The organism is Franzmannia pantelleriensis, from assembly GCF_900102875.1.
Classification (GTDB): Bacteria; Pseudomonadota; Gammaproteobacteria; order Pseudomonadales; family Halomonadaceae; genus Franzmannia; species Franzmannia pantelleriensis.
Window position 1 is genome coordinate 367,689 of sequence record NZ_FNGH01000001.1, and the last position, 17,851, is coordinate 385,539.

19 protein-coding genes are annotated in these 17,851 nt (G+C 64.3%); 3 read left to right on the forward strand and 16 right to left on the reverse strand.

Annotated elements, in window-relative coordinates:
* Window positions 1–8 precede the first annotated feature (8 nt).
* Window positions 9–1,883, reverse strand: a complete 1,875-nt coding sequence (gene tamA, locus BLT16_RS01485; RefSeq protein WP_089656732.1) for an autotransporter assembly complex protein TamA — start codon at window positions 1,881–1,883, stop codon at window positions 9–11.
* Window position 1,884: 1 nt separating this feature from the next.
* On the reverse strand, window positions 1,885–2,778 hold the full coding sequence (locus BLT16_RS01490) for a coiled-coil domain-containing protein (RefSeq protein WP_089656733.1): 894 nt from the start codon (window positions 2,776–2,778) through the stop codon (window positions 1,885–1,887).
* Window positions 2,779–2,960: 182 nt separating this feature from the next.
* Here BLT16_RS01490 and BLT16_RS01495 point away from each other — a divergent pair, with 182 nt between their 5' ends.
* Window positions 2,961–3,539 (forward strand): superoxide dismutase, encoded by a 579-nt coding sequence (locus BLT16_RS01495; protein WP_089656734.1) that lies wholly within the window; start codon window positions 2,961–2,963, stop codon window positions 3,537–3,539.
* Between the two features lie 79 nt (window positions 3,540–3,618).
* Here BLT16_RS01495 and BLT16_RS01500 read toward each other — a convergent pair whose 3' ends face one another.
* Window positions 3,619–4,923, reverse strand: a complete 1,305-nt coding sequence (locus BLT16_RS01500; protein ID WP_089656735.1) for a nucleotide sugar dehydrogenase — start codon at window positions 4,921–4,923, stop codon at window positions 3,619–3,621.
* Between the two features lie 6 nt (window positions 4,924–4,929).
* Window positions 4,930–5,820, reverse strand: coding sequence for a UTP--glucose-1-phosphate uridylyltransferase GalU (gene galU, locus BLT16_RS01505; RefSeq protein WP_089656736.1), 891 nt, complete (start codon window positions 5,818–5,820; stop codon window positions 4,930–4,932).
* 165 nt (window positions 5,821–5,985) lie between these two features.
* Here galU and ubiG point away from each other — a divergent pair, with 165 nt between their 5' ends.
* The gene (ubiG, locus tag BLT16_RS01510; protein WP_089656737.1) at window positions 5,986–6,735 is read left to right on the forward strand and encodes a bifunctional 2-polyprenyl-6-hydroxyphenol methylase/3-demethylubiquinol 3-O-methyltransferase UbiG; all 750 of its coding nucleotides are present in this window, start codon (window positions 5,986–5,988) and stop codon (window positions 6,733–6,735) included.
* A complete protein-coding gene (locus BLT16_RS01515) occupies window positions 6,732–7,412 on the forward strand; it encodes an HAD family hydrolase (RefSeq protein ID WP_089656738.1) in 681 nt (226 codons plus the stop codon). Before ubiG ends, BLT16_RS01515 begins: the two co-directional genes overlap by 4 nt.
* 43 nt (window positions 7,413–7,455) lie before the next feature.
* On the opposite strand, the gene BLT16_RS01520 is transcribed toward BLT16_RS01515, so the two are convergent.
* From BLT16_RS01520 to aspS, 12 genes are all read right to left on the reverse strand, one after another.
* A complete protein-coding gene (locus BLT16_RS01520) occupies window positions 7,456–8,217 on the reverse strand; it encodes a YciK family oxidoreductase (protein ID WP_089656739.1) in 762 nt (253 codons plus the stop codon).
* A gap of 23 nt (window positions 8,218–8,240) precedes the next feature.
* Complete coding sequence (ybgF, locus tag BLT16_RS01525; protein ID WP_089656740.1) at window positions 8,241–8,990, reverse strand: tol-pal system protein YbgF; 750 nt, start codon at window positions 8,988–8,990, stop codon at window positions 8,241–8,243.
* Between the two features lie 25 nt (window positions 8,991–9,015).
* Window positions 9,016–9,552, reverse strand: coding sequence for a peptidoglycan-associated lipoprotein Pal (gene pal / locus BLT16_RS01530; RefSeq protein WP_089656741.1), 537 nt, complete (start codon window positions 9,550–9,552; stop codon window positions 9,016–9,018).
* A gap of 40 nt (window positions 9,553–9,592) precedes the next feature.
* Complete coding sequence (tolB, locus tag BLT16_RS01535; protein WP_089656742.1) at window positions 9,593–10,885, reverse strand: Tol-Pal system beta propeller repeat protein TolB; 1,293 nt, start codon at window positions 10,883–10,885, stop codon at window positions 9,593–9,595.
* Window positions 10,885–12,066 (reverse strand): cell envelope integrity protein TolA, encoded by a 1,182-nt coding sequence (gene tolA / locus BLT16_RS01540; protein WP_089656743.1) that lies wholly within the window; start codon window positions 12,064–12,066, stop codon window positions 10,885–10,887. The genes tolB and tolA overlap by 1 nt, the downstream gene beginning before the upstream one ends.
* 8 nt (window positions 12,067–12,074) lie before the next feature.
* Window positions 12,075–12,515: a protein TolR gene (tolR, locus tag BLT16_RS01545; protein WP_089656744.1), complete on the reverse strand. Its 441-nt coding sequence runs from the start codon at window positions 12,513–12,515 to the stop codon at window positions 12,075–12,077.
* Window positions 12,516–12,527: 12 nt separating this feature from the next.
* Window positions 12,528–13,205: a protein TolQ gene (gene tolQ, locus BLT16_RS01550; RefSeq protein ID WP_176817136.1), complete on the reverse strand. Its 678-nt coding sequence runs from the start codon at window positions 13,203–13,205 to the stop codon at window positions 12,528–12,530.
* Window positions 13,206–13,228: 23 nt separating this feature from the next.
* Window positions 13,229–13,639 carry a tol-pal system-associated acyl-CoA thioesterase gene (ybgC, locus tag BLT16_RS01555; RefSeq protein WP_089656746.1) on the reverse strand — a complete coding sequence of 137 codons (411 nt, stop codon included), beginning with the start codon at window positions 13,637–13,639 and terminating at the stop codon, window positions 13,229–13,231.
* Complete coding sequence (ruvB, locus tag BLT16_RS01560) at window positions 13,636–14,673, reverse strand: Holliday junction branch migration DNA helicase RuvB (protein ID WP_089656747.1); 1,038 nt, start codon at window positions 14,671–14,673, stop codon at window positions 13,636–13,638. The genes ybgC and ruvB overlap by 4 nt, the downstream gene beginning before the upstream one ends.
* Window positions 14,674–14,706: 33 nt before the next feature.
* Window positions 14,707–15,318 carry a Holliday junction branch migration protein RuvA gene (gene ruvA / locus BLT16_RS01565; RefSeq protein ID WP_089656748.1) on the reverse strand — a complete coding sequence of 204 codons (612 nt, stop codon included), beginning with the start codon at window positions 15,316–15,318 and terminating at the stop codon, window positions 14,707–14,709.
* A gap of 98 nt (window positions 15,319–15,416) precedes the next feature.
* Window positions 15,417–15,968 (reverse strand): crossover junction endodeoxyribonuclease RuvC, encoded by a 552-nt coding sequence (gene ruvC, locus BLT16_RS01570; protein ID WP_089656749.1) that lies wholly within the window; start codon window positions 15,966–15,968, stop codon window positions 15,417–15,419.
* A gap of 88 nt (window positions 15,969–16,056) precedes the next feature.
* Window positions 16,057–17,838 (reverse strand): aspartate--tRNA ligase, encoded by a 1,782-nt coding sequence (aspS, locus tag BLT16_RS01575; protein ID WP_089656750.1) that lies wholly within the window; start codon window positions 17,836–17,838, stop codon window positions 16,057–16,059.
* Window positions 17,839–17,851: the final 13 nt, after the last annotated feature.

The following is a 17,851-nucleotide window of genomic DNA, read 5'->3' on the forward strand; positions in this document are numbered from 1 at the left end:
AATAATGGTCAGAACTCCGGTCCGATCGCGAAGTGGATTCGCCAGTCGCTGTCGTCATCATCCAGGGGGTGGGCCACATCGAAGCGGATGGGCCCTACCGGGGAGATCCAGCGCACCCCGAGGCCAACCCCGGTGTTGAGCTGGTCGGGCCCCCAGTCATCGAAGGCGTCACCGGTATCGACGAAGGTGGCTCCCCACCAGTCGCCGGTGACGCGGCGCTGGTATTCGAGGCTGGCGGTGAGCAGCTGCTGCCCCCCCAGGAGGGCGCCGTCTTCGTCACGCGGCGCAAGGGTGTCGAAGGCATAGCCGCGCACAGAGCGATCACCGCCGGTAAAGAAGCGCAGTGAAGGCGGCAACTGTTCGAATTCAGAGGTCTCGATGCTGCCCAGGCCTAGCCGACCGATGAAACGGTTGTCTTGCCCTACCATGCGGATCCACTGTGAATCAGCCGTGGTGCGGAAGAACTCGATATCCGAGCCCCAGGCGGGGTTCGAGTATTCGAAGGCGACCCGCTGACGGTCGCCCCAACTCGGGAAACGCGGGTTGCGTGTGCGCGTCCGCGACCAGCTGATCCCCGGGTAGAGCAGAAAGGTCTGACCGTCGTCGACGCCCTGGGTAAAGTCTTCGAAGGTGCTGCGCAGATAGGCGCTCTGGACCCAGCCGTTATCGAATTCCCAGCGTCGGGCCAGCTCCACCGAGGCCTCGAGACTGCGGGTATCATCGCTGTCGCGGTGGCGGAAACCGTACTGTAGCCGATAACTGTCGCGCAGCGGATCCTCCAGCGGGATGGCATACTCGCCGGTGAAACGCTGTTCAGGCCCCGAGAGGAACAGGTCATGGTTGAGACTATGTCCGAGGCGGTTGATCCACGGCTGATTCCAGCCCAGCCGCATCCGGGGACCTACATCGGTGGCATAGCCTATCCCGACCTCGAACTGATGTCGGTCGGCCGGCACCAGATTGACGTCGATGGGCACGTCCAGAGGCTGCGGCGTCAGGGCACGCACTGCGGCAAGGCTCTGGGCGCTGATAATCGGGCCCTCTACGGGGGTGTCGGCGGGCGGTGCCGGTGGTGCGCCCTCCCCTTCAAGATCGGCCTGTTGCCACCAGCCGGGACCGGCCGGGGCATCCAGTGCCAAGCTTGCGTCGCCGCCGACCCGGGGACGCACGCTGATCGAACTGAACCAGTTGCTCTGCCCTAGGCGCTGATTGTAGCGGGCTAGATCGCCGGCCAGATAAGGGTCGCCAGGCTCGAACGGCAGCATGCGACGCAGGCGATCCTCATCGATATGACTGCCGTAAAAGCGAGGCTCGCCGAAGCGGTAGCGTGGCCCGCTGTCCAGCGTCAGATAGAGCCGCGCGCTCTGCTCCCAGGGGCGAACTTCCAGGCGCCGGTCGAGAAAGCGCGAATCGAAGTAGCCGCGCTCCAGGGATAGCCCCGAGAGGCGGTTACGCAGACGGTCATAGGGGGCGTGTTCGAGGGGGTCGCCCTCGCTGAGGGGAAAGTCATCCACGGCATCGACGAACGGCTGGTCGCGCCTCGCCTCGCCGCGCACCTCAAAGTTCAGGGTCTGGATCAAGACCTGGGGGCCCGGCTCGACCATCACCGTGACGCGCTCTACCGGATCACCGGAAAATCCCAGCTGGAGCTGGGGCTCATAGTAACCATAAACCCGTAGCGCCTCTCGACTGCGGCGACGCACCACCGACTCGAGACGCGACTGGCTGTACTGGGCGGCATCCAGGCCATCCAGATAGAGCACGATGTTGTCAGCGGGGCGACCGGTAATGCCTTCGACGTCGGCATCCAGCGCCCAGGCCGGCGCGAGGCTTGTCAAGCAGGCTGCTATTGCCGCCAGGCGCAACACAGCGCGACATTCCATATCAGTTTCCCAGCTGGCTCTGAAGGACTTCCAGTTGCGCACTCGTGGCGAGCTGTGACTGGCGTAGTTCGGTCAGTTCTGCTCGCGTCGAGGTTAGGCTCTCGCGCAGCTCAGTCAACGCCTGCCGATCGTCTTCGCGCTCCGCCTCGAATTGGTCGAGCGACACCTCCAGCGCGGCCAGATCGTCAGACAACTGCTCAAGACGCTGCGGATCTAGCTCGGGCTGTTGGTCGAGTCGCGCTGCCAACGCCTGCTGCTCTTCCTCCAAGCGTGCCAACTGTGGTTCGAGATTGTGCCACTCATCGTCCAGTGACGCGAGAATAGGCGCCTGTTCGTCGACCCGGGTCTCGATGCGTTCGAGGCGACTGTCGAGCGCGGCTCGGGCTTGCTCGCCCCCCTCCTCCAGCGCATCCAGTGACTGACGAACCACACCCACTAGCGACTCAAGCGATGCCATATCCTCACTCAATGATTCGAACTGCGACGCCAACTGCGCGACGGCCTCGTCTTCGGCACTGGCAACACGTATCGACTCGATCAACTGCTCCTGCTCCTCGAGACGATCACGCAGCGCCTGCTGACCATCACCCAGCGCCCCCAGACGCTCGGTGATCGGCTCGAGCTCATCGTCCTGTTCGTCATCGAAGCCGTCGAAGCGTGCATGGACGTTGGACAGCTGGCCCTCGAGTCGATCCAGTTCGCGCTGCAGCGCCAGGCGTTCCTGCCAGGCAGCGAACGCCAGCCCGGCGAGCCCCGCGATCAAGACCACCACCATCAACCATAGCGGCCACAGTCGCGTGCTTCGCGGGTGACGAAGGTGATCGGCCGTGAGGCTGGCATTGACATCGGGGACGATAGGCGACGAGAGGCGCTGATCCTCCGGGCGCTCGGCCATAGCGTGACTCCTTGCCGTGAGAGCGTCATACGACGGACGGGAAAATATCCCGTGGAGGGCGGCGTCGGCCTAGCCAAGCGGCGCCCCGTCATTGGCGAGCATACCCTAGGCTGCTATGATCTGGCGACACCGCTTACGCATATATGGTTGCAGCGTAAGGCTTTTTGCAGGAGCAAAGCGCGATGGCTTTCGAATTACCCGCCCTGCCGTATGACAAGGGTGCGCTGGCGCCATATCTCTCTGCTGAGGCCCTGGACTATCACCATGGCAAGCACCATCAGGCTCATGTGGACACCCTCAACGCCCTGGTGGAAGGCACCGAGTACGATCGCCAATCCCTCGAGGACATCATCCAGTCCACGTCCGGCAAGCTGTTCCATCAGGCCGCGCAGGCCTGGAACCACACCTTCTTCTGGCACTGCCTGTCGCCTCAGGGCGGCGGTGAGCCGCACGGTGACGTGGGCCAGGCCATCGTCACCGAATATGGCACTTTCGCAGCCTTCAAGGAGGCCTTTAACGGCATCGCACTGGATCACTTAGGTGTCGGCTGGATCTGGCTGGTCAAGCGTGGTGATGGCGGCGTGGAGATTGTCGCGAGTCACGATGCCGACACCCCCATCGCCCATGGGCAGACGCCGCTGCTGGTCGTCGACCTCTGGGAGCATGCCTACTACATCGACTACCGTCACGCCCGTGGCAAATACCTGGAAGCCATCTGGCAGTTGATCAACTGGGATTTCGTCAACCAGAACGTTAGCTGAGCCGCATGCCTTACCGATGGCAAAACGCCCCGCACTGCGGGGCGTTTTGCTCTACGCCGAGCTCGCTAGATCCTTGCCTTCAAGGATCCGCGCGGCGTCCGATACCACGATATACCAACCCGCGGGCGGCCACATAGGCTGGATCGTAGATATTGCGTCCGTCAAGTACCAGGCGCTTGCCCAACGCCTCGCCAAGACGCCGCCAGTCGGGGTTCCAGTAGCACTTCCATTCGGTGACCAGCATCAGCACGTCGGCGCCGTTACAGGCCTGATAGGGATCGGTTTCGCACAGCGTCAACAATGGATGCTCGCCGACCTCCTTGCGCAACGCCGGCAATGCGGCCGGGTCATGGAGTTGCACGTGCACTCCCTGCGCCCACAGCGCACGCAGCAGTGTCAGCACCGGTGCATGGTCGATGCGCGCAGTGCCTGGTTTGAACGCAGCGCCCCACACGGCAACGGTGAGCCCTTCCAGTTGACCGTGGAAGTGCCCCCACAGCTTACGGAACAGGGTCTCCTTCTTGTGCTCGTTGATATCCAGAACCTGCTCGAGCAGCGCCGACTCCCGGCCACTTGCCGACTGCACGTCAGCCAGTCGCATGAGATCGCGGGAGAAGTTGGGGCCGCCAAACCCGCAGCCTGGATAGAGGTACTGGTAGCCGATGCGCGAGTCGGCGCCCATCCCCTGGCGCACATGTTCGACATCGACGCCGAGCGAATCGGCCAGCCCCGCCACCTCGTTCATGTAGCTGATACGGGTCGCCAGCATGCCGTTGATCGATAGTTTGGTGAGCTCGGCGGCACGCCGCGGCATGCGCTGGAAGCTGTCGCTGCGGCGATTGAAGGCGCGCAGCAGTTCACGCACCTGAGCCGCCGCTTGATCGTCCTCACAGCCCAGCAGCCAGCGACTAGGGCGCGTGAAGGCTTGCCAGGCGCGCCCCTCTTCGAGCATGTCGGGCAGTGCCACCGCCACCTGCCCGGCATGCCCGAGCAGCGCCTCGAGCTGCTCGGTGTCACCGACCGGGAAGGTCGAGTTGTTGATCACTACCAGCGGCGTTGACTGCAGGCTGGCCAGTTGGTCGACGCGTTGCGTGGCCAGTTCGCGCTGGTCGGGGGCAAGCGCCAACCACAGCACATCGAGCGGCTCATCGCCGAGCAGCGCTGCCAGCTCGAGGCCGTCATCGGCAATTCTCAAGGCACCGCCACGCTGAGCCTCGTGGAGCTGATGCAGCAGTTCGGGCTCGCGAATCAACCAGTCGGCCTGCTCGAGTTCGCGCCATGGGTGCTGCACCAATGTCAGCCATGTCACCCGATGCCCGACGCTGGCGAGCGCTGCGGCGGCGGTGGCCGCCGCCAGCTCACTTCCCTGTACCAGGACACGCATGGCGGGTTACTCCTTGGCAGCGTATTTATCGAGCAGCTCGGCGAAGCCCTCGGCGTATGTGGGATGGCGCTTGGCAAACGCCAGGGTCGCCTCGAGATAGCCGAGCTGGTGACCACAGTCGTAGGTGGCACCGCGCATGCGATAGGCCGCCACGCCCTCCCGCTCACGCAGGGTATCGATGGCGTCAGTGAGCTGGATCTCATTGCCGGCGCCGGGCGGTGTCTCGGCAAGCAGCGGGAAAATCGCACCGGGCAACAGATAGCGACCGATCACCGCCAGGGTCGAGGGCGCTTCGTCCACCTTGGGTTTCTCGACCACGCGCGCCATCGGCATTGACTCCCCCGCCGCCGGCGACTCGCCGTCGATGGCCACGATGCCGTACTTGTAAACCTGCTCGCGGGGGACGTTCTCGACCATGATCTGCGACTGGCCGCTGGCCGCGAACGCCTCGATCATGCCGGCCAGGTCATTGCCGGACAGGCCATGATCGTCGACCAGTACATCGGGTAACAGCACCGCAAAGGGCTCGTCGTCACCGATCACCGGCCGCGCGCAGAGCACCGCATGGCCAAGGCCCAGCGGCTCGGGCTGACGTACGCTGATGATCTTGACGTCATCGGGAATGATGTTGCGCAGCTCCTCGAGCAGCTCGGTCTTGCCCTTGGCCTCGAGGGTGGCTTCGAGCTCGAAATGCTTGTCGAAGTGGTTCTCGATTGCCGCCTTGCTGGAGTGGGTCACCAGCACGATCTCCTTGATGCCGGCCGCCACGGCTTCTTCCACCACGTACTGGATCACCGGCTTGTCGACGATGGTGATCATCTCCTTGGGAATGGCTTTAGAGGCGGGCAGGCAGCGTGTGCCGAGGCCAGCCACCGGAAGTACGGCCTTGCGGATCATCGGGATCCCTCCTGATCATGAATGCCAGTCGATTATGCCATAGCCATCCAGACAGCGGGTGACGCGGGACGGCGACAATCAGCCTTATCGACCTGAGATGGACGGACAAGCCGGCAATGGTAAGGGTAGAATGAGGCAACCCCGATGCATAGCAAGAGGCACCCGATGACAGCCACTCAGGATCCGGCTCAGCGCCACGACCCGTCACACCAGGACAACGTCGACCACGCCGAGGTCGCCAAGTTCGAGGCGTTGGCCAGCCGCTGGTGGGACAGGGACGGCGAGTTCAAGCCGCTCCACGACATCAACCCGCTACGCCTCGACTTCATCGATGCTCGCGCCGGCCTGGCCGGCAAGACGGTGATCGACGTCGGCTGCGGCGGCGGCATCCTCGCCGAGGCCATGGCCCACCGCGGTGCCCGGGTGACCGGGATCGACATGGGCGAGGCGCCGCTGGCGGTGGCACGCCTGCACCAACAGGAGAGCGGTGTATCGGTGGACTACCTGTTGGCCAGTGCCGAGCAGATGGCGGCCAACCATCCTGGCGAATTCGACGTGGTGACCTGCCTTGAGATGCTCGAGCACGTGCCCGACCCGGCCTCGGTGGTGCGGGCCTGTGCGACCCTGGTCAAACCCGGCGGACAGGTGTTCTTCTCGACCATCAATCGCAACCCCAAGGCTTATGCCTTCGCTATTCTTGGCGCCGAGTATCTGCTCCGACTGCTGCCCCGCGGCACCCACGACTATCGCAAGCTGATCCGTCCCGCGGAGCTGTCCAGCTGGTGCCGCGCCACCGGGCTCAAGGTGTGTGAGCAGAGTGGCTTGGTGTATAACCCGGTGACCCGCCGCTACCGGCTCGCGCCGCGCGACGTGTCGGTCAACTACATGATGCACACCCGCCGCGAGCTGCCATGACAACGTCTACACGTGCGGCCACCCCGCCCCGGGCGCTACTGTTCGACCTCGATGGCACCCTGGTCGATACCGCCCCCGACCTGGCACGCGCCACCAACGAACTGCGTGCCCACCACGGCCTTGCCCCTCTGCCCTATCCGCAGATTCGCCGTCAGGTCTCCAACGGCGGTAGCGCGCTGGTTACCCTGGCGCTGGGGTTGGCTAGCGAGCATGTCGATCACGCTGCCGCTCGCGCCTTTCTACTCGACGCCTACGGTCGCGATGTCGCCAGTCAGAGTCGCCTGTTCGATGGCCTAGAACGCCTGCTTTCCGAATGGGCACTGCCCCCGCGGGCCTGGGGGATCGTCACCAATAAGCCCCGCGCCTACGCGGCGCCGCTCATCGATGCTTTGCAGCTGGCACCAGGGGCGCTGCTGTGCGCCGATGATCTGCCGCTCAAGAAGCCGTCGCCGGAGCCGCTATGGGAAGCCGCGCGTCGCCTTGCGGTGACACCGGCACAGTGCTGGTATATCGGCGACCACCTACGTGATATGGAAGCCGCGCGCAGCGCCGGCATGACCGCCGTGGCAGTAGGCTATGGCTATATTGCGGAAGAGGATGACATCGGGCGTTGGCCGGCTGACATCTGGTTCGAGACCCCCGGCGAACTAGTGGGGGCCTTGATAGACGAGCCGTGAAGCGATACCGGGCAGCCGGCGGGGGCCGGCTGCCGGACCGTCGTCAGCTGCGGGGAGGCTGAGCGTCGATCTGCTGACCGGTAACGCCGCGGCTATCGGGCCCCATCAGCCATAGGTAGGTCGGCATGATATCGCTCGGGCGACGCAGGCCATTGGGATCCTCGCCGGGATACGCCGTCTTGCGCATCTGGGTGCGGGTAGCGCCCGGATTGAGGCTGTTGATGCGGATGCCGGGATGATTGACGAACTCCTCGGCCAGCACCTGCATGAACCCTTCGGTGGCAAACTTGGAGACCGCGTAGGCGCCCCAGTAGGCGCGCCCCTTGCGCCCCACGCTCGACGAAGTGAACACCAGGGACGCATCGTCGCTGCTGAGCAGCAACGGCAGCAGCGCCTGGGTCATCCAGACCGGGCCATTGGCATTGACCTGCATGACCTGCTCCCAGAGCGCCGGGTCATACTGCTCGAACGGCGTCAGGCGGCCCAGCAATCCGGCATTGTGCAAGACACCGTCCAGGCGGCCGAACTCCTTGTCGAGGGTCTCCGCCATGTCGTGAAAATCCTTGAGCGTGGCGCCCTCGAAATTGAGCGGAAAGATCGCCGGCTGGGGGCTGCCGGCGGCCTCGATCTCATCATAGACCGCCTCGAGCTTGGCCACGGTGCGGCCCAGCAGGATCACCGTGGCACCGTGTGCGGCATATGCCTTGGCGGCCTCGCGGCCGATACCATCGCCGGCACCGGTGACCAGAATGACCCGCCCGTTGAGCAGGTCGGGGCGCGCTTGGTAGTCAATCTTGCAGGGCATCGGGGCTCCTCTGGCAACGGCCGCTACAGGCCGGACTGATTGAGAAATTCGCTGGCGAGTGTCGCGGCGTTGCTGTCCGGGTAGCTCTCCATCAACGCATCGAGCAGCTCGCGGCTGGCATCGGGCTGCCCCTGACGGGCGCGCAGCAGGGCCAGCTTGTACAGCGCATCCGGCACCTTGTTGCTAGCGGCGTAATCGTCGATCACGGTCTGGAACGCTGCAGCCGCCTGATCGAGATCGGATTCTGCGGAATGCAGCTCACCCAGCCAGTAATAGCCGTTGGCGGTCAGGTCGTGATCCGGATAGTCGCTGACGAAGCCTTCGAAGGCGACGATCGCCGACGGGAAATCCCGCGCCTGCACCTGTTGGAAGGCCTCTTGATAGGCTGCCTGGGCACCGCCGTTGCCGCTGCCGGCAGCGGCAACCTGCTGAGCGGCGCCGGGATCGACGCTGGGACTACCGCCCACCGTGCCTACCGCCGCCAGACGCTCCTCGAGATCGATATAGCGCTCCTGATTGAGCTGGCGCATCTGTTCGAGCTGGTGGCGCAACTCCTCCAGCTGGCCACGAAGCTGCTGGATCTGTCGCTGATTCTCCTCCAGCTGATTGAGCAGCATCAGGCTGCCACCGCCGGGCTCACGTACTTCGGTCTGTTCATAGAAGCTGCGCGACTGCTGCTGTGCCGAAAGGTCCTCCACGATCGGGGCGGCCCAAACGGACAGCGGGAGCACCAGGGCTCCCGCGCCGCACAGCCTGAAAAGGCTGTGTTTCATGCTTCACTCCAGTGGCGGGTGTCGCTCAGTAAGAGAACACCACGCGACGGTTCTGGGCGTAGGAGTCTTCATTATTACCGCGCACGGCGGGACGTTCTTCGCCATAGCTGACCACTTCGAGCTGCGACGGCGATACGCCCTGCACGTTCATGAAACGCTGCACGGAGTTGGCACGCCGCTCACCAAGGCCCATGTTGTACTCACGGGTACCGCGCTCGTCGGTATGCCCCTCGAGCACCACGCGGGCATTGGGATTGGCGCGCAGGTACTGGGCATGGGCATTGAGTACCGATTCGAACTCGCTGCGAATGGTATCGCGGTCAAAATCGAAGTAGATGGTGCGCACGCTGGGGATGCCCTGCTGGCTGGCCTGAGTGGTGCCGTTGCCACCGTTCATGCCGGTACCGCTGACCTGGCCGCTACCCACGCCCTGGCCGGCTGCGCCGCTGCCGCTGGTGCCACCCATGGTCCCGTCCTGGGTACCACCGCTGCTGGAACAGCCGGCCACGAAGGCGAGGGAAACGGCCAATACCAGACCCTTGGCGTAAGATGAGAATTGCATGTTCAACTCCTTGCAAGAATTGAATGACACTAATGGTCGATCAGTTCAGAAATGGTGACCACGCGGGTTCGCGAACGTCACCCCGTGCTGCGGGCAGGCGGAACGCGGCTCGTCCGTCGGCCGACACTGCCCCCAGCACACCGTTGTTACCCTGTTGGGTAGCGAAGATTACCATGCTCCCATTCGGCGCAACACTAGGAGATTCATCCCAGCGGGTATCGGTCAGTGTGGTCAGGCGATTGGAGCCAAGATCCTGACGTGCCACCTGATAGCCGTTGTTGCCACGATGAATCAGAAACAGCGAGTCCCCATCCGGCGAGTAGCGGCCGCGGGCGTTGTAGTTGCCGGTGAAGGTCAGCCGTTCGACCTGCTTGCTGGCGACGTCTAGCTGGAACAGCTGAGGGCCACCGCTCCGGTCCGAGGTGAACACGATGCTGCGACCGTCCGGTGACCAGCTTGGCTCGGTATCGATGGAACTGCTGTTGGTCATGCGCTCGAAGCTACGCTCGGCGATATTCATGATGTAGATTTCCGGCTGGCCATCCTTGGATAGTGACATCGCCAGCCGTCGACCGTCGGGTGACCAGGCCGGGGCGCCGTTGATTCCCGGGAACGAGGTGGCACGCACTCGCTGGCTGGTGGCCAGATCCTGAATATAGATCGCCGGACGCTCGGTCTCGAATGAGACATAAGCCAGCTTGGTGCCGTCCGGTGACCAAGCCGGGGACAGAATCGGTTCGTCGGAGCTGAGAATCTCCTGGCTGTTGCGACCATCGGCATCGGCGATATAGAGCGCGAAGCGCATGTCGTCACCCACGCCCTCCGAGGTGACATAGGCGATCCGCGTGGAAAAGGCACCGCGCAGCCCGGTGATGGCCTCGAATATCTGATCGCTCATGTAATGGGCAGCGCTACGCAGTTCGTTGCGATCGCTGGTCACCACCTCACCTATCATGCGCCGCTGGCCATAGATGTCCATCAGCTCGAACTGCATCCGGTAGTTACTGCCCTCCTCGCGGGCCTGCCCCACCACCAGGTAGTCGGCATCGACGGCACGCCAGTCGCGGTAGTTGACCTCACCGCTGCTGCTGGGGCGCGCGATCAGCGAGTTGCGCGACAGCGGATCGAACTGTCCGCTACGCTCCAGATTGTCGCTGATCACCTGGGCGACATCATCGGGCAGCGAGCCGCCGCCCTCGACGGCGAATGGCACGATGGCAATCGGAACGGCGCGGTCACTGCCGCGGGTGATCTCGATGGTCAGGTTGGCCTGGGCCTGAGCGGCGAACAGCACCAGCACGGCGGCAAGCCAGAGGTTCAGCAAGGGTTTCATCAGCGTACATCCCCGGGTCGGAATCTCAGATTGAACTGACGGAATTGACTCTGCGCGGCCGGTGGCAGCTGGCGCATTTCACGGAAGGGCGACGCGCGCTCGACGGCCTGTATCACCGAGCGATCGAACGCTCCATCCCCACTACTACTTACAATGGTAGCCCCAATCAGTTCGCCGGTGGGCAGCAGATCGAGACGCAGGGTGGCTTCGAGGCCCGACGCCGAGCCGGCCGGAATGATCCAGGCCTGCTCCACTGCGTTGCGCACCAGGTTCTGGAAGCTATTGGCGGCCTGCTCGGCTTGCCGCGCGTTAGCGATCGATTCCTGCTCGCCGGCGATCAGGCTATCGATATCGCTGGCGGCCTCGGCAGCGGCGCGTGCGGCCTCCTGGCGCTGGCGCTCGGCTTCCTGCTCAGCCTGGCGGCGTGCTTCCTCTTCCTGTCGCTGGCGCTCGGCTTCCTGTTCGGCCTGACGGCGCGCCTCCTCTTCCTGACGCTGGCGCTCGGCTTCGGCTTCCCGTTCGGCTTGCCGCTGACGCTCGGCCTCGGCTTCCCGTTCGGCTTGCCGCTGACGCTCGGCCTCGGCTTCCCGTTCGGCTTGCCGTTGACGCTCGGCCTCGGCTTCCTGCTCGGCCTGGCGGCGCGCCTCCTCTGCCTGGCGCTGGCGCTCGGCGGCCTCTGCCTCGCGCTGCTGTTCGGCTTCACGGCGTTGCTGTTCCAGGCGTTGACGCTCGGCCTCGACGGCGGCTTCCTGTTCTTCACGCAGCCGCGCCTGCTGCTCGGCCTCTTCAGCGCGCCGCTGAGCTTCCGCCTCGGCCTCGAGACGCTGCTGCTCCCGCGCCTGTTGCTGGGCTTCGCGCTCGGCTTGCTGCTCGGCCTGGCGCTGAGCGGCCTCCTCTTCAGCCTGCTGACGCTCGGCCTCGGCGGCGGCTTCTGCCTCCGCCGCCGCGGCCTCCTCGTCGGCCTGGCGCTGAGCAGCCCTGGCGCGAGCCTCTTCAGCGCGAAGCGCCTGGTCGGTGGTGGTTTCAGTACTCACCAGGGTGGCCTGCACCACCGACGACGAGGTCGCCTCCGGCTCGCGGCTGGGCAAGGTGATCACGCTCATCACCACCACCAGCACGTGCAAGCCGACGGCGAGCAGGGTGGGCAGGCCATAGCCTACACGGCTATCGTGTCTGGCCATGACGTTCCTCAATTCTCACTCGATGGCGGCTCTGAGATCAGCCCGACGTTGGTCACCCCGGCGACCTGAAGCGTACTCATCAGCGTGACCACCTGCCCGTAGGGCACATTACGATCACCTCGCACCATTACCGGAGTCCCCGGGCGGCGGTCGAGAATGATGATGATCTGGTCGGCGATATCATCGAGCGATACCGGGGTCTCATCATCCCCCAGTGAAATGTAGTAGTCGCCCTCACGGTCGACCGACACGATGATCGGCTCGCTGTCATCAACATCGTCGATGGGTTCAGACGTGACCTGCGGCAGGTCGACGCGTACCCCTTGCGTCAGCATCGGCGCGGTGATCATGAAGATCACCAGCAGCACCAGCATGACGTCGATGAACGGTACGACGTTGATCTCTGCCATGGGCTTGCGATTGCCGCCGCGGTTGAATGGACCATGCATAGCGGTTCTCCCTCAGCCGGCGTCGCTGTCGCCACGTCCCTGCAGGTTACGATGCAGGATGGAGTGGAACTCTTCAGCGAAATCTTCGTACTTGCCGAGCAACTTGCTGGATTCCGATGACAGCCGGTTGTAGAAGATTACCGCGGGAATCGCTGCGAACAGCCCCATGGCGGTGGCGATCAATGCCTCGGCGATCCAGGGCGCAACCGTTGCCAGGGTCGCCTGCTGGGCCATCGACAGACTCTGGAAGGAGCCCATGATGCCCCACACGGTGCCGAACAGACCGATATAGGGACTCGCCGAGGCCACGGTGGCCAGGAATACCAAGTGCAGGTTGAGGCGCTCTTCTTCTCGCGACCAGGCCACCCGCATCGAGCGTTGTACACCGTCGAGAATCGCCTGGGGACTGCGCGTCTTGGGCAGCAGCCGATTGAACTCGCGAAAGCCGGCGCGGAACACGTGCTCGGCACCGTGGGTCTCCTGCTCGGAGGGTGTCTCGCGATACAGCTCATTGAGATCGACGCCGGACCAGAAGCGCTCCTCGAACGCCAGGTGCGTTCGCTTGGCGCGACGCATCACGAAGGTGCGCTGGAAGATCACGATCCAGGAGACGATCGAACCCACCGTCAGCAGCAGCATGACCAGCTGCACCACGGTGCTGGCGCTCATGATCAGGTGGGGAATGGACATGGAGTCGTTCACGGGTATCCTCGTCAGTCTTGCAAGTGTTGACCGCTCAGAGCGGCACGCAGCGGCGCTGGCCATCGCGTCGGTTTGAGGCGAGTCGCATCGATACAGGCGATGTCGACCCAGGCATCGCATAAGGGTTCCCCGCGGCACGTGACTTGCTGATGAAAGGTCATCCGGCAAGCGTCGTGACGCTCGATCTCAGCGCTGACCTGCAGCGCATCGTCGAGACGGGCGGGCTTGGCATAGCGGCACTCGAGACGATGTACCACCAGCTGAATGTTGGCGTCCAGCAACCCCTGCTGGGTAAGTCCGAACTGGCGCAACCACTCGCTGCGGGCCCGCTCCATGTATTTGAGGTAGTTGACGTAATAAACGATGCCTCCGGCATCGGTGTCTTCGATGTAGACGCGCACCGGCCAGCAGAAGCTGCTCACGCCCCGCCCTCCCCGCTGCTGCTGTCGGGCGGCGTCGGCGCAGCAATACCGAAGTGCTGGTAAGCCTGGCGCGTGACCACCCGCCCGCGGGCAGTGCGCATCATGAAGCCCTGTTGAATCAGATACGGCTCGATCACATCCTCGATGGTATCGCGCTCTTCGCCGATGGCCGCCGCCAGTGAGTCGACACCCACAGGCCCACCATCGAACTTCTCGATCATGGCCAGCAGCAGGCGACGGTCCATGTGATCGAGGCCGTGACGATCGACGTGGAGCATGTTCAAGGCGCTATCGGCAATCGCCGCATCTAGCGTGCCATCGCCGCGGACTTCGGCGAAGTCACGTACCCGTCGCAGCAGGCGATTGGCGATGCGTGGGGTGCCGCGGGCGCGTCGCGCAATCTCGGCGGCGCCCGGGCGATCAGCGCTGACGCCGAGCAGCCGCGCCGAACGCGTGACGATCTCAGTCAGCTCGCTGACGGCGTAGAATTCCAGCCGCTGGACGATCCCGAAGCGGTCGCGCAGCGGTGATGTCAACAGCCCCGCCCGGGTGGTGGCGCCGACCAGCGTGAACGGCGGCAGGTCGAGCTTGATCGAGCGCGCCGCGGGCCCCTCACCGATCACGATATCCAGCTGGAAGTCTTCCATGGCCGGATACAGCACCTCCTCGACCACCGGCGACAGGCGGTGAATCTCGTCGATGAACAGCACGTCACCGGGTTGCAGGTTGGTGAGCATGGCAGCCAGGTCGCCGGCGCGCTCGAGCACCGGCCCCGAGGTCGACTTGATATCGACGCCCATCTCGGCGGCGATGATATTCGCCAGGGTGGTCTTGCCAAGCCCCGGCGGCCCGAACACCAGGGTGTGATCGAGGCTCTCATCGCGACCGCGAGCCGCGCTGATGAAGATATCCAGCTGCTCGCGCACCGCCGGCTGGCCAATATAATCGGCCAGTCGCTGCGGGCGGATGGCATGATCGACCCGGCTCTCACCCGGCTGGCTCTGGGCCGCGATCAGACGATCGCTGTCAATCATTCGTCACTCTCGTGGGGGTCATGCATCGCTCCTTCAGCCTGCCAGCTTGCGACTCAGGGCGGCCTTGATCAAGGCCTCGGTGGAGAGCCCCTTGTCGAGTCCGCTAAGCATCTTGCTGGCCTCGGTGGGCTTGTAGCCAAGGGTGACCAGTGCCGCCTCGGCGTCGAGCAGCGGGTCACTGCTGCTGGCCGTGGGGCCGGCGGCCTGTGCCAGATCATCGAGCCCGGCCCCGCCCTGCTGCCAGTGTGGGAAACGGTCGCGCATCTCGATGATCAACCGCTCTGCGGTCTTCTTGCCGACCCCCGGCAGACGCGTCAGCGCCTTGGCGTCGTCATCCATCACGCAGCGCATGAACTGCGCCTCTTCCATGCCGGAGAGGATCGCCAAGGCCAGCTTGGGCCCGACCCCGTTGACCTTGATCAAGGCGCGGAACAGCGCACGCTCCTGCTCGCGCACGAAGCCGAACAGCAGATGCGCATCCTCACGGATGATCAGGTGAGTAAACAGTTGGGCTTGCTCGCCGGCGGCAGGCAAGGCCAACAGGGTATTCATCGAGGCTTCGAGTTCGTAACCCACCCCGCCAACGTCGAGCACCAGCCAAGGGGGCTGTTTCTCGAGCAGGGTGCCGCGCAGGCGTCCAATCATGCATCACATCCTTGAGCTGACTGGCTAGCCACTATACTGATCGCCGCGACGGCTTACCAGCGTCTTCAAACACTGTTTGATAATCCTCCAAAGGGGGCTCATGACCTGCCGGGACGGTAGTCCCGCCACCCCTTGCCGCGCCCCTTGGCGACGCTGCGCCCGCCATAGCTGCCGCGCTGCACCAGGCCCAGGCGCGCATGGGCATGGGTAAGAGCGATCGCCAGCGCATCGGCGGCATCCGCCTGGGGGGTGGCGCTGAGCCCAAGGATGGCGGTGACCATATGCTGGACCTGGGCCTTGTCGGCGGCACCGGTGCCAGTGACGGCCTGCTTGATCTGACGCGGCCCATACTCGCTGACCGGCAGGCCATGATTGGCGGCGCATACGATTGCCGTGCCACGGGCCTGGCCGAGCTTGAGCGCCGAGTCGGCGTTCTTGGCCATGAACACCTGCTCGATGGCGAACTCGCCGGGGCAATGAACGGCGATCAGTTCGCTGATACCGGCATACACCTGGGCCAGCTTCTGTGGCAGCTCGTCGGCTTGAATGCGAATACAGCCACTGGCCACATAACGGGGCTTGGCCAGCGATACATCGAGCACGCCGTAGCCGGTAATGCGCGAACCGGGGTCGATGCCGAGAATCAGCATGATGGCTGCCCCTCCACGCCCGCGCCCGGCGCAGACGACGTCGGCGCCTCGCGGGCGCCGACATACTGCGATAACGACATGGCGGCGATCACTCGCCGGCCGTCTCCGGCTTGGCCTTCTGGCGCAGCCGGATATTGAGCTCCTTGAGCTGCTCGGCGTTGACCTCGCCGGGGGCGTCGGTCATCAGGCAGGCGGCACTCTGGGTCTTGGGGAAGGCGATCACCTCGCGGATGGTCTTGGCGCCAGTCATCAGCATGACCAGGCGATCGAGACCGAAAGCCAAGCCGCCGTGGGGCGGTGCGCCGTACTTCAAGGCGTCGAGCAGGAAGCCAAATTTCTCCTCGGCCTCGTCTTCGCCAATGCCCAGCACATCGAATACGGTCCGCTGCATGCTCTGGTCATGAATACGGATCGACCCGCCGCCCAGCTCGGTGCCGTTGAGCACCATGTCATAGGCACGCGACAGTGCCGCCGCCGGCTCCGCCTTGAGTGCCTCAGGGCTGCACGACGGCGCGGTAAACGGATGGTGCAGTGCGTGAAGTCGACCGGCGTCATCGGCCTCGAACATCGGGAAATCGACCACCCAGAGCGGTGCCCAGGCCTGGGTATAGAGATCCAGATCCTCGCCCAGCTTGACGCGAAGTGCGCCCAACGCCTCGTTGACGACCCGGGTCTTGTCGGCGCCGAAGAAGATAATGTCGCCGTCCTGAGCGTCGAGGCGCTCGAGCAGCTGGTCGACCACGTTCTCCATGAACTTGACGATCGGCGACTGCAGCCCCTCGAGCCCCTTGGCGCGCTCATTGACCTTGATCCAGGCCAGGCCCTTGGCGCCGTAGATGCCGACGAACTTGGTGTACTCATCGATGGCCTTGCGCGACAGCTCGGCGCCTCCCGGCACCTTGAGCGCCGCCACACGACCATCGACGGCAGTCGCCGGCCCGGAGAACACCTTGAAATCGACCTGAGACATCAGATCGTCGACATCGGTCAGCTCCAGCGGGATGCGCAGGTCCGGCTTGTCGGACCCGAAGCGCGACATCGCCTCGCTATAAGCCATACGCGGGAAGCTCGGCAATTCGACGTCGAGCACCTCATGGAACAGGCCGCGAATCATCTCCTCGGTGATGCCCATGATGTCGTCTTCTTCGACGAACGAGGCCTCGAGGTCGATCTGGGTGAACTCGGGCTGGCGATCGGCGCGCAGGTCCTCGTCACGGAAACACTTGGCGATCTGGTAGTAGCGATCGAAGCCCGACACCATCAACAGCTGCTTGAACAGCTGCGGCGACTGCGGCAATGCGAAGAAGCTGCCGGCGTGGGTGCGGCTCGGCACCAGATAATCGCGGGCGCCCTCCGGGGTGGCGCGGGTCAGGATCGGCGTCTCGATATCCAGGAACCCCTGGTTCTCGAGATAGGCGCGCACGTTGTGGGAGATCCGCGAGCGCAGGCGCAGCTTGTCGATCATCTCCGGACGGCGCAGGTCGATGTAACGATGCTTGAGGCGTACCTCTTCGCCAACCTTGCCGTGCTCATCGAGCTGGAACGGCGGCGTCGCTGCCGTGTTGAGCACCTCGACCTGCTTGGCAAGCACCTCGATCATGCCGGTCGGCATGTTGGGGTTCTCGGTACCTTCAGGCCGCGGCCGCACGCGACCGGTGATGCGCAGCACATACTCATTGCGGGCGCGGTCGGCGGTGGCGAAGGCCTCCTCGGTATCCGGGTCGACCACTACCTGGGCGATGCCGTCGCGGTCGCGCATGTCGAGGAAAATCACCCCGCCGTGATCACGGCGGCGATGTACCCAGCCGCACAGGGTGACCTGGTCATCCACCAGAGTCTCGTTGAGCTGGCCGCAATAATGACTGCGCATGTTACATCCTGTT

What these genes read in the sequence shown, in the direction of transcription:
- BLT16_RS01495 (WP_089656734.1), top strand. Translation starts at nt 2,961, where the DNA reads ATGGCTTTCGAATTACCCGCCCTGCCGTATGACAAGGGTGCGCTGGCG.
- galU (WP_089656736.1), bottom strand. Translation starts at nt 5,820, where the DNA reads ATGATCCGCAAGGCCGTACTTCCGGTGGCTGGCCTCGGCACACGCTGC.
- ybgF (WP_089656740.1), bottom strand. Translation starts at nt 8,990, where the DNA reads ATGAAACACAGCCTTTTCAGGCTGTGCGGCGCGGGAGCCCTGGTGCTC.
- BLT16_RS01490 (WP_089656733.1), bottom strand. Translation starts at nt 2,778, where the DNA reads ATGGCCGAGCGCCCGGAGGATCAGCGCCTCTCGTCGCCTATCGTCCCC.
- BLT16_RS01515 (WP_089656738.1), top strand. Translation starts at nt 6,732, where the DNA reads ATGACAACGTCTACACGTGCGGCCACCCCGCCCCGGGCGCTACTGTTC.
- ubiG (WP_089656737.1), top strand. Translation starts at nt 5,986, where the DNA reads ATGACAGCCACTCAGGATCCGGCTCAGCGCCACGACCCGTCACACCAG.
- tolB (WP_089656742.1), bottom strand. Translation starts at nt 10,885, where the DNA reads ATGAAACCCTTGCTGAACCTCTGGCTTGCCGCCGTGCTGGTGCTGTTC.
- tolQ (WP_176817136.1), bottom strand. Translation starts at nt 13,205, where the DNA reads ATGTCCATTCCCCACCTGATCATGAGCGCCAGCACCGTGGTGCAGCTG.
- tolR (WP_089656744.1), bottom strand. Translation starts at nt 12,515, where the DNA reads ATGCATGGTCCATTCAACCGCGGCGGCAATCGCAAGCCCATGGCAGAG.
- BLT16_RS01500 (WP_089656735.1), bottom strand. Translation starts at nt 4,923, where the DNA reads ATGCGTGTCCTGGTACAGGGAAGTGAGCTGGCGGCGGCCACCGCCGCC.
- ruvA (WP_089656748.1), bottom strand. Translation starts at nt 15,318, where the DNA reads ATGATTGGACGCCTGCGCGGCACCCTGCTCGAGAAACAGCCCCCTTGG.
- tamA (WP_089656732.1), bottom strand. Translation starts at nt 1,883, where the DNA reads ATGGAATGTCGCGCTGTGTTGCGCCTGGCGGCAATAGCAGCCTGCTTG.
- ruvC (WP_089656749.1), bottom strand. Translation starts at nt 15,968, where the DNA reads ATGCTGATTCTCGGCATCGACCCCGGTTCGCGCATTACCGGCTACGGC.
- BLT16_RS01520 (WP_089656739.1), bottom strand. Translation starts at nt 8,217, where the DNA reads ATGCCCTGCAAGATTGACTACCAAGCGCGCCCCGACCTGCTCAACGGG.
- pal (WP_089656741.1), bottom strand. Translation starts at nt 9,552, where the DNA reads ATGCAATTCTCATCTTACGCCAAGGGTCTGGTATTGGCCGTTTCCCTC.
- tolA (WP_089656743.1), bottom strand. Translation starts at nt 12,066, where the DNA reads ATGGCCAGACACGATAGCCGTGTAGGCTATGGCCTGCCCACCCTGCTC.
- ruvB (WP_089656747.1), bottom strand. Translation starts at nt 14,673, where the DNA reads ATGATTGACAGCGATCGTCTGATCGCGGCCCAGAGCCAGCCGGGTGAG.
- aspS (WP_089656750.1), bottom strand. Translation starts at nt 17,838, where the DNA reads ATGCGCAGTCATTATTGCGGCCAGCTCAACGAGACTCTGGTGGATGAC.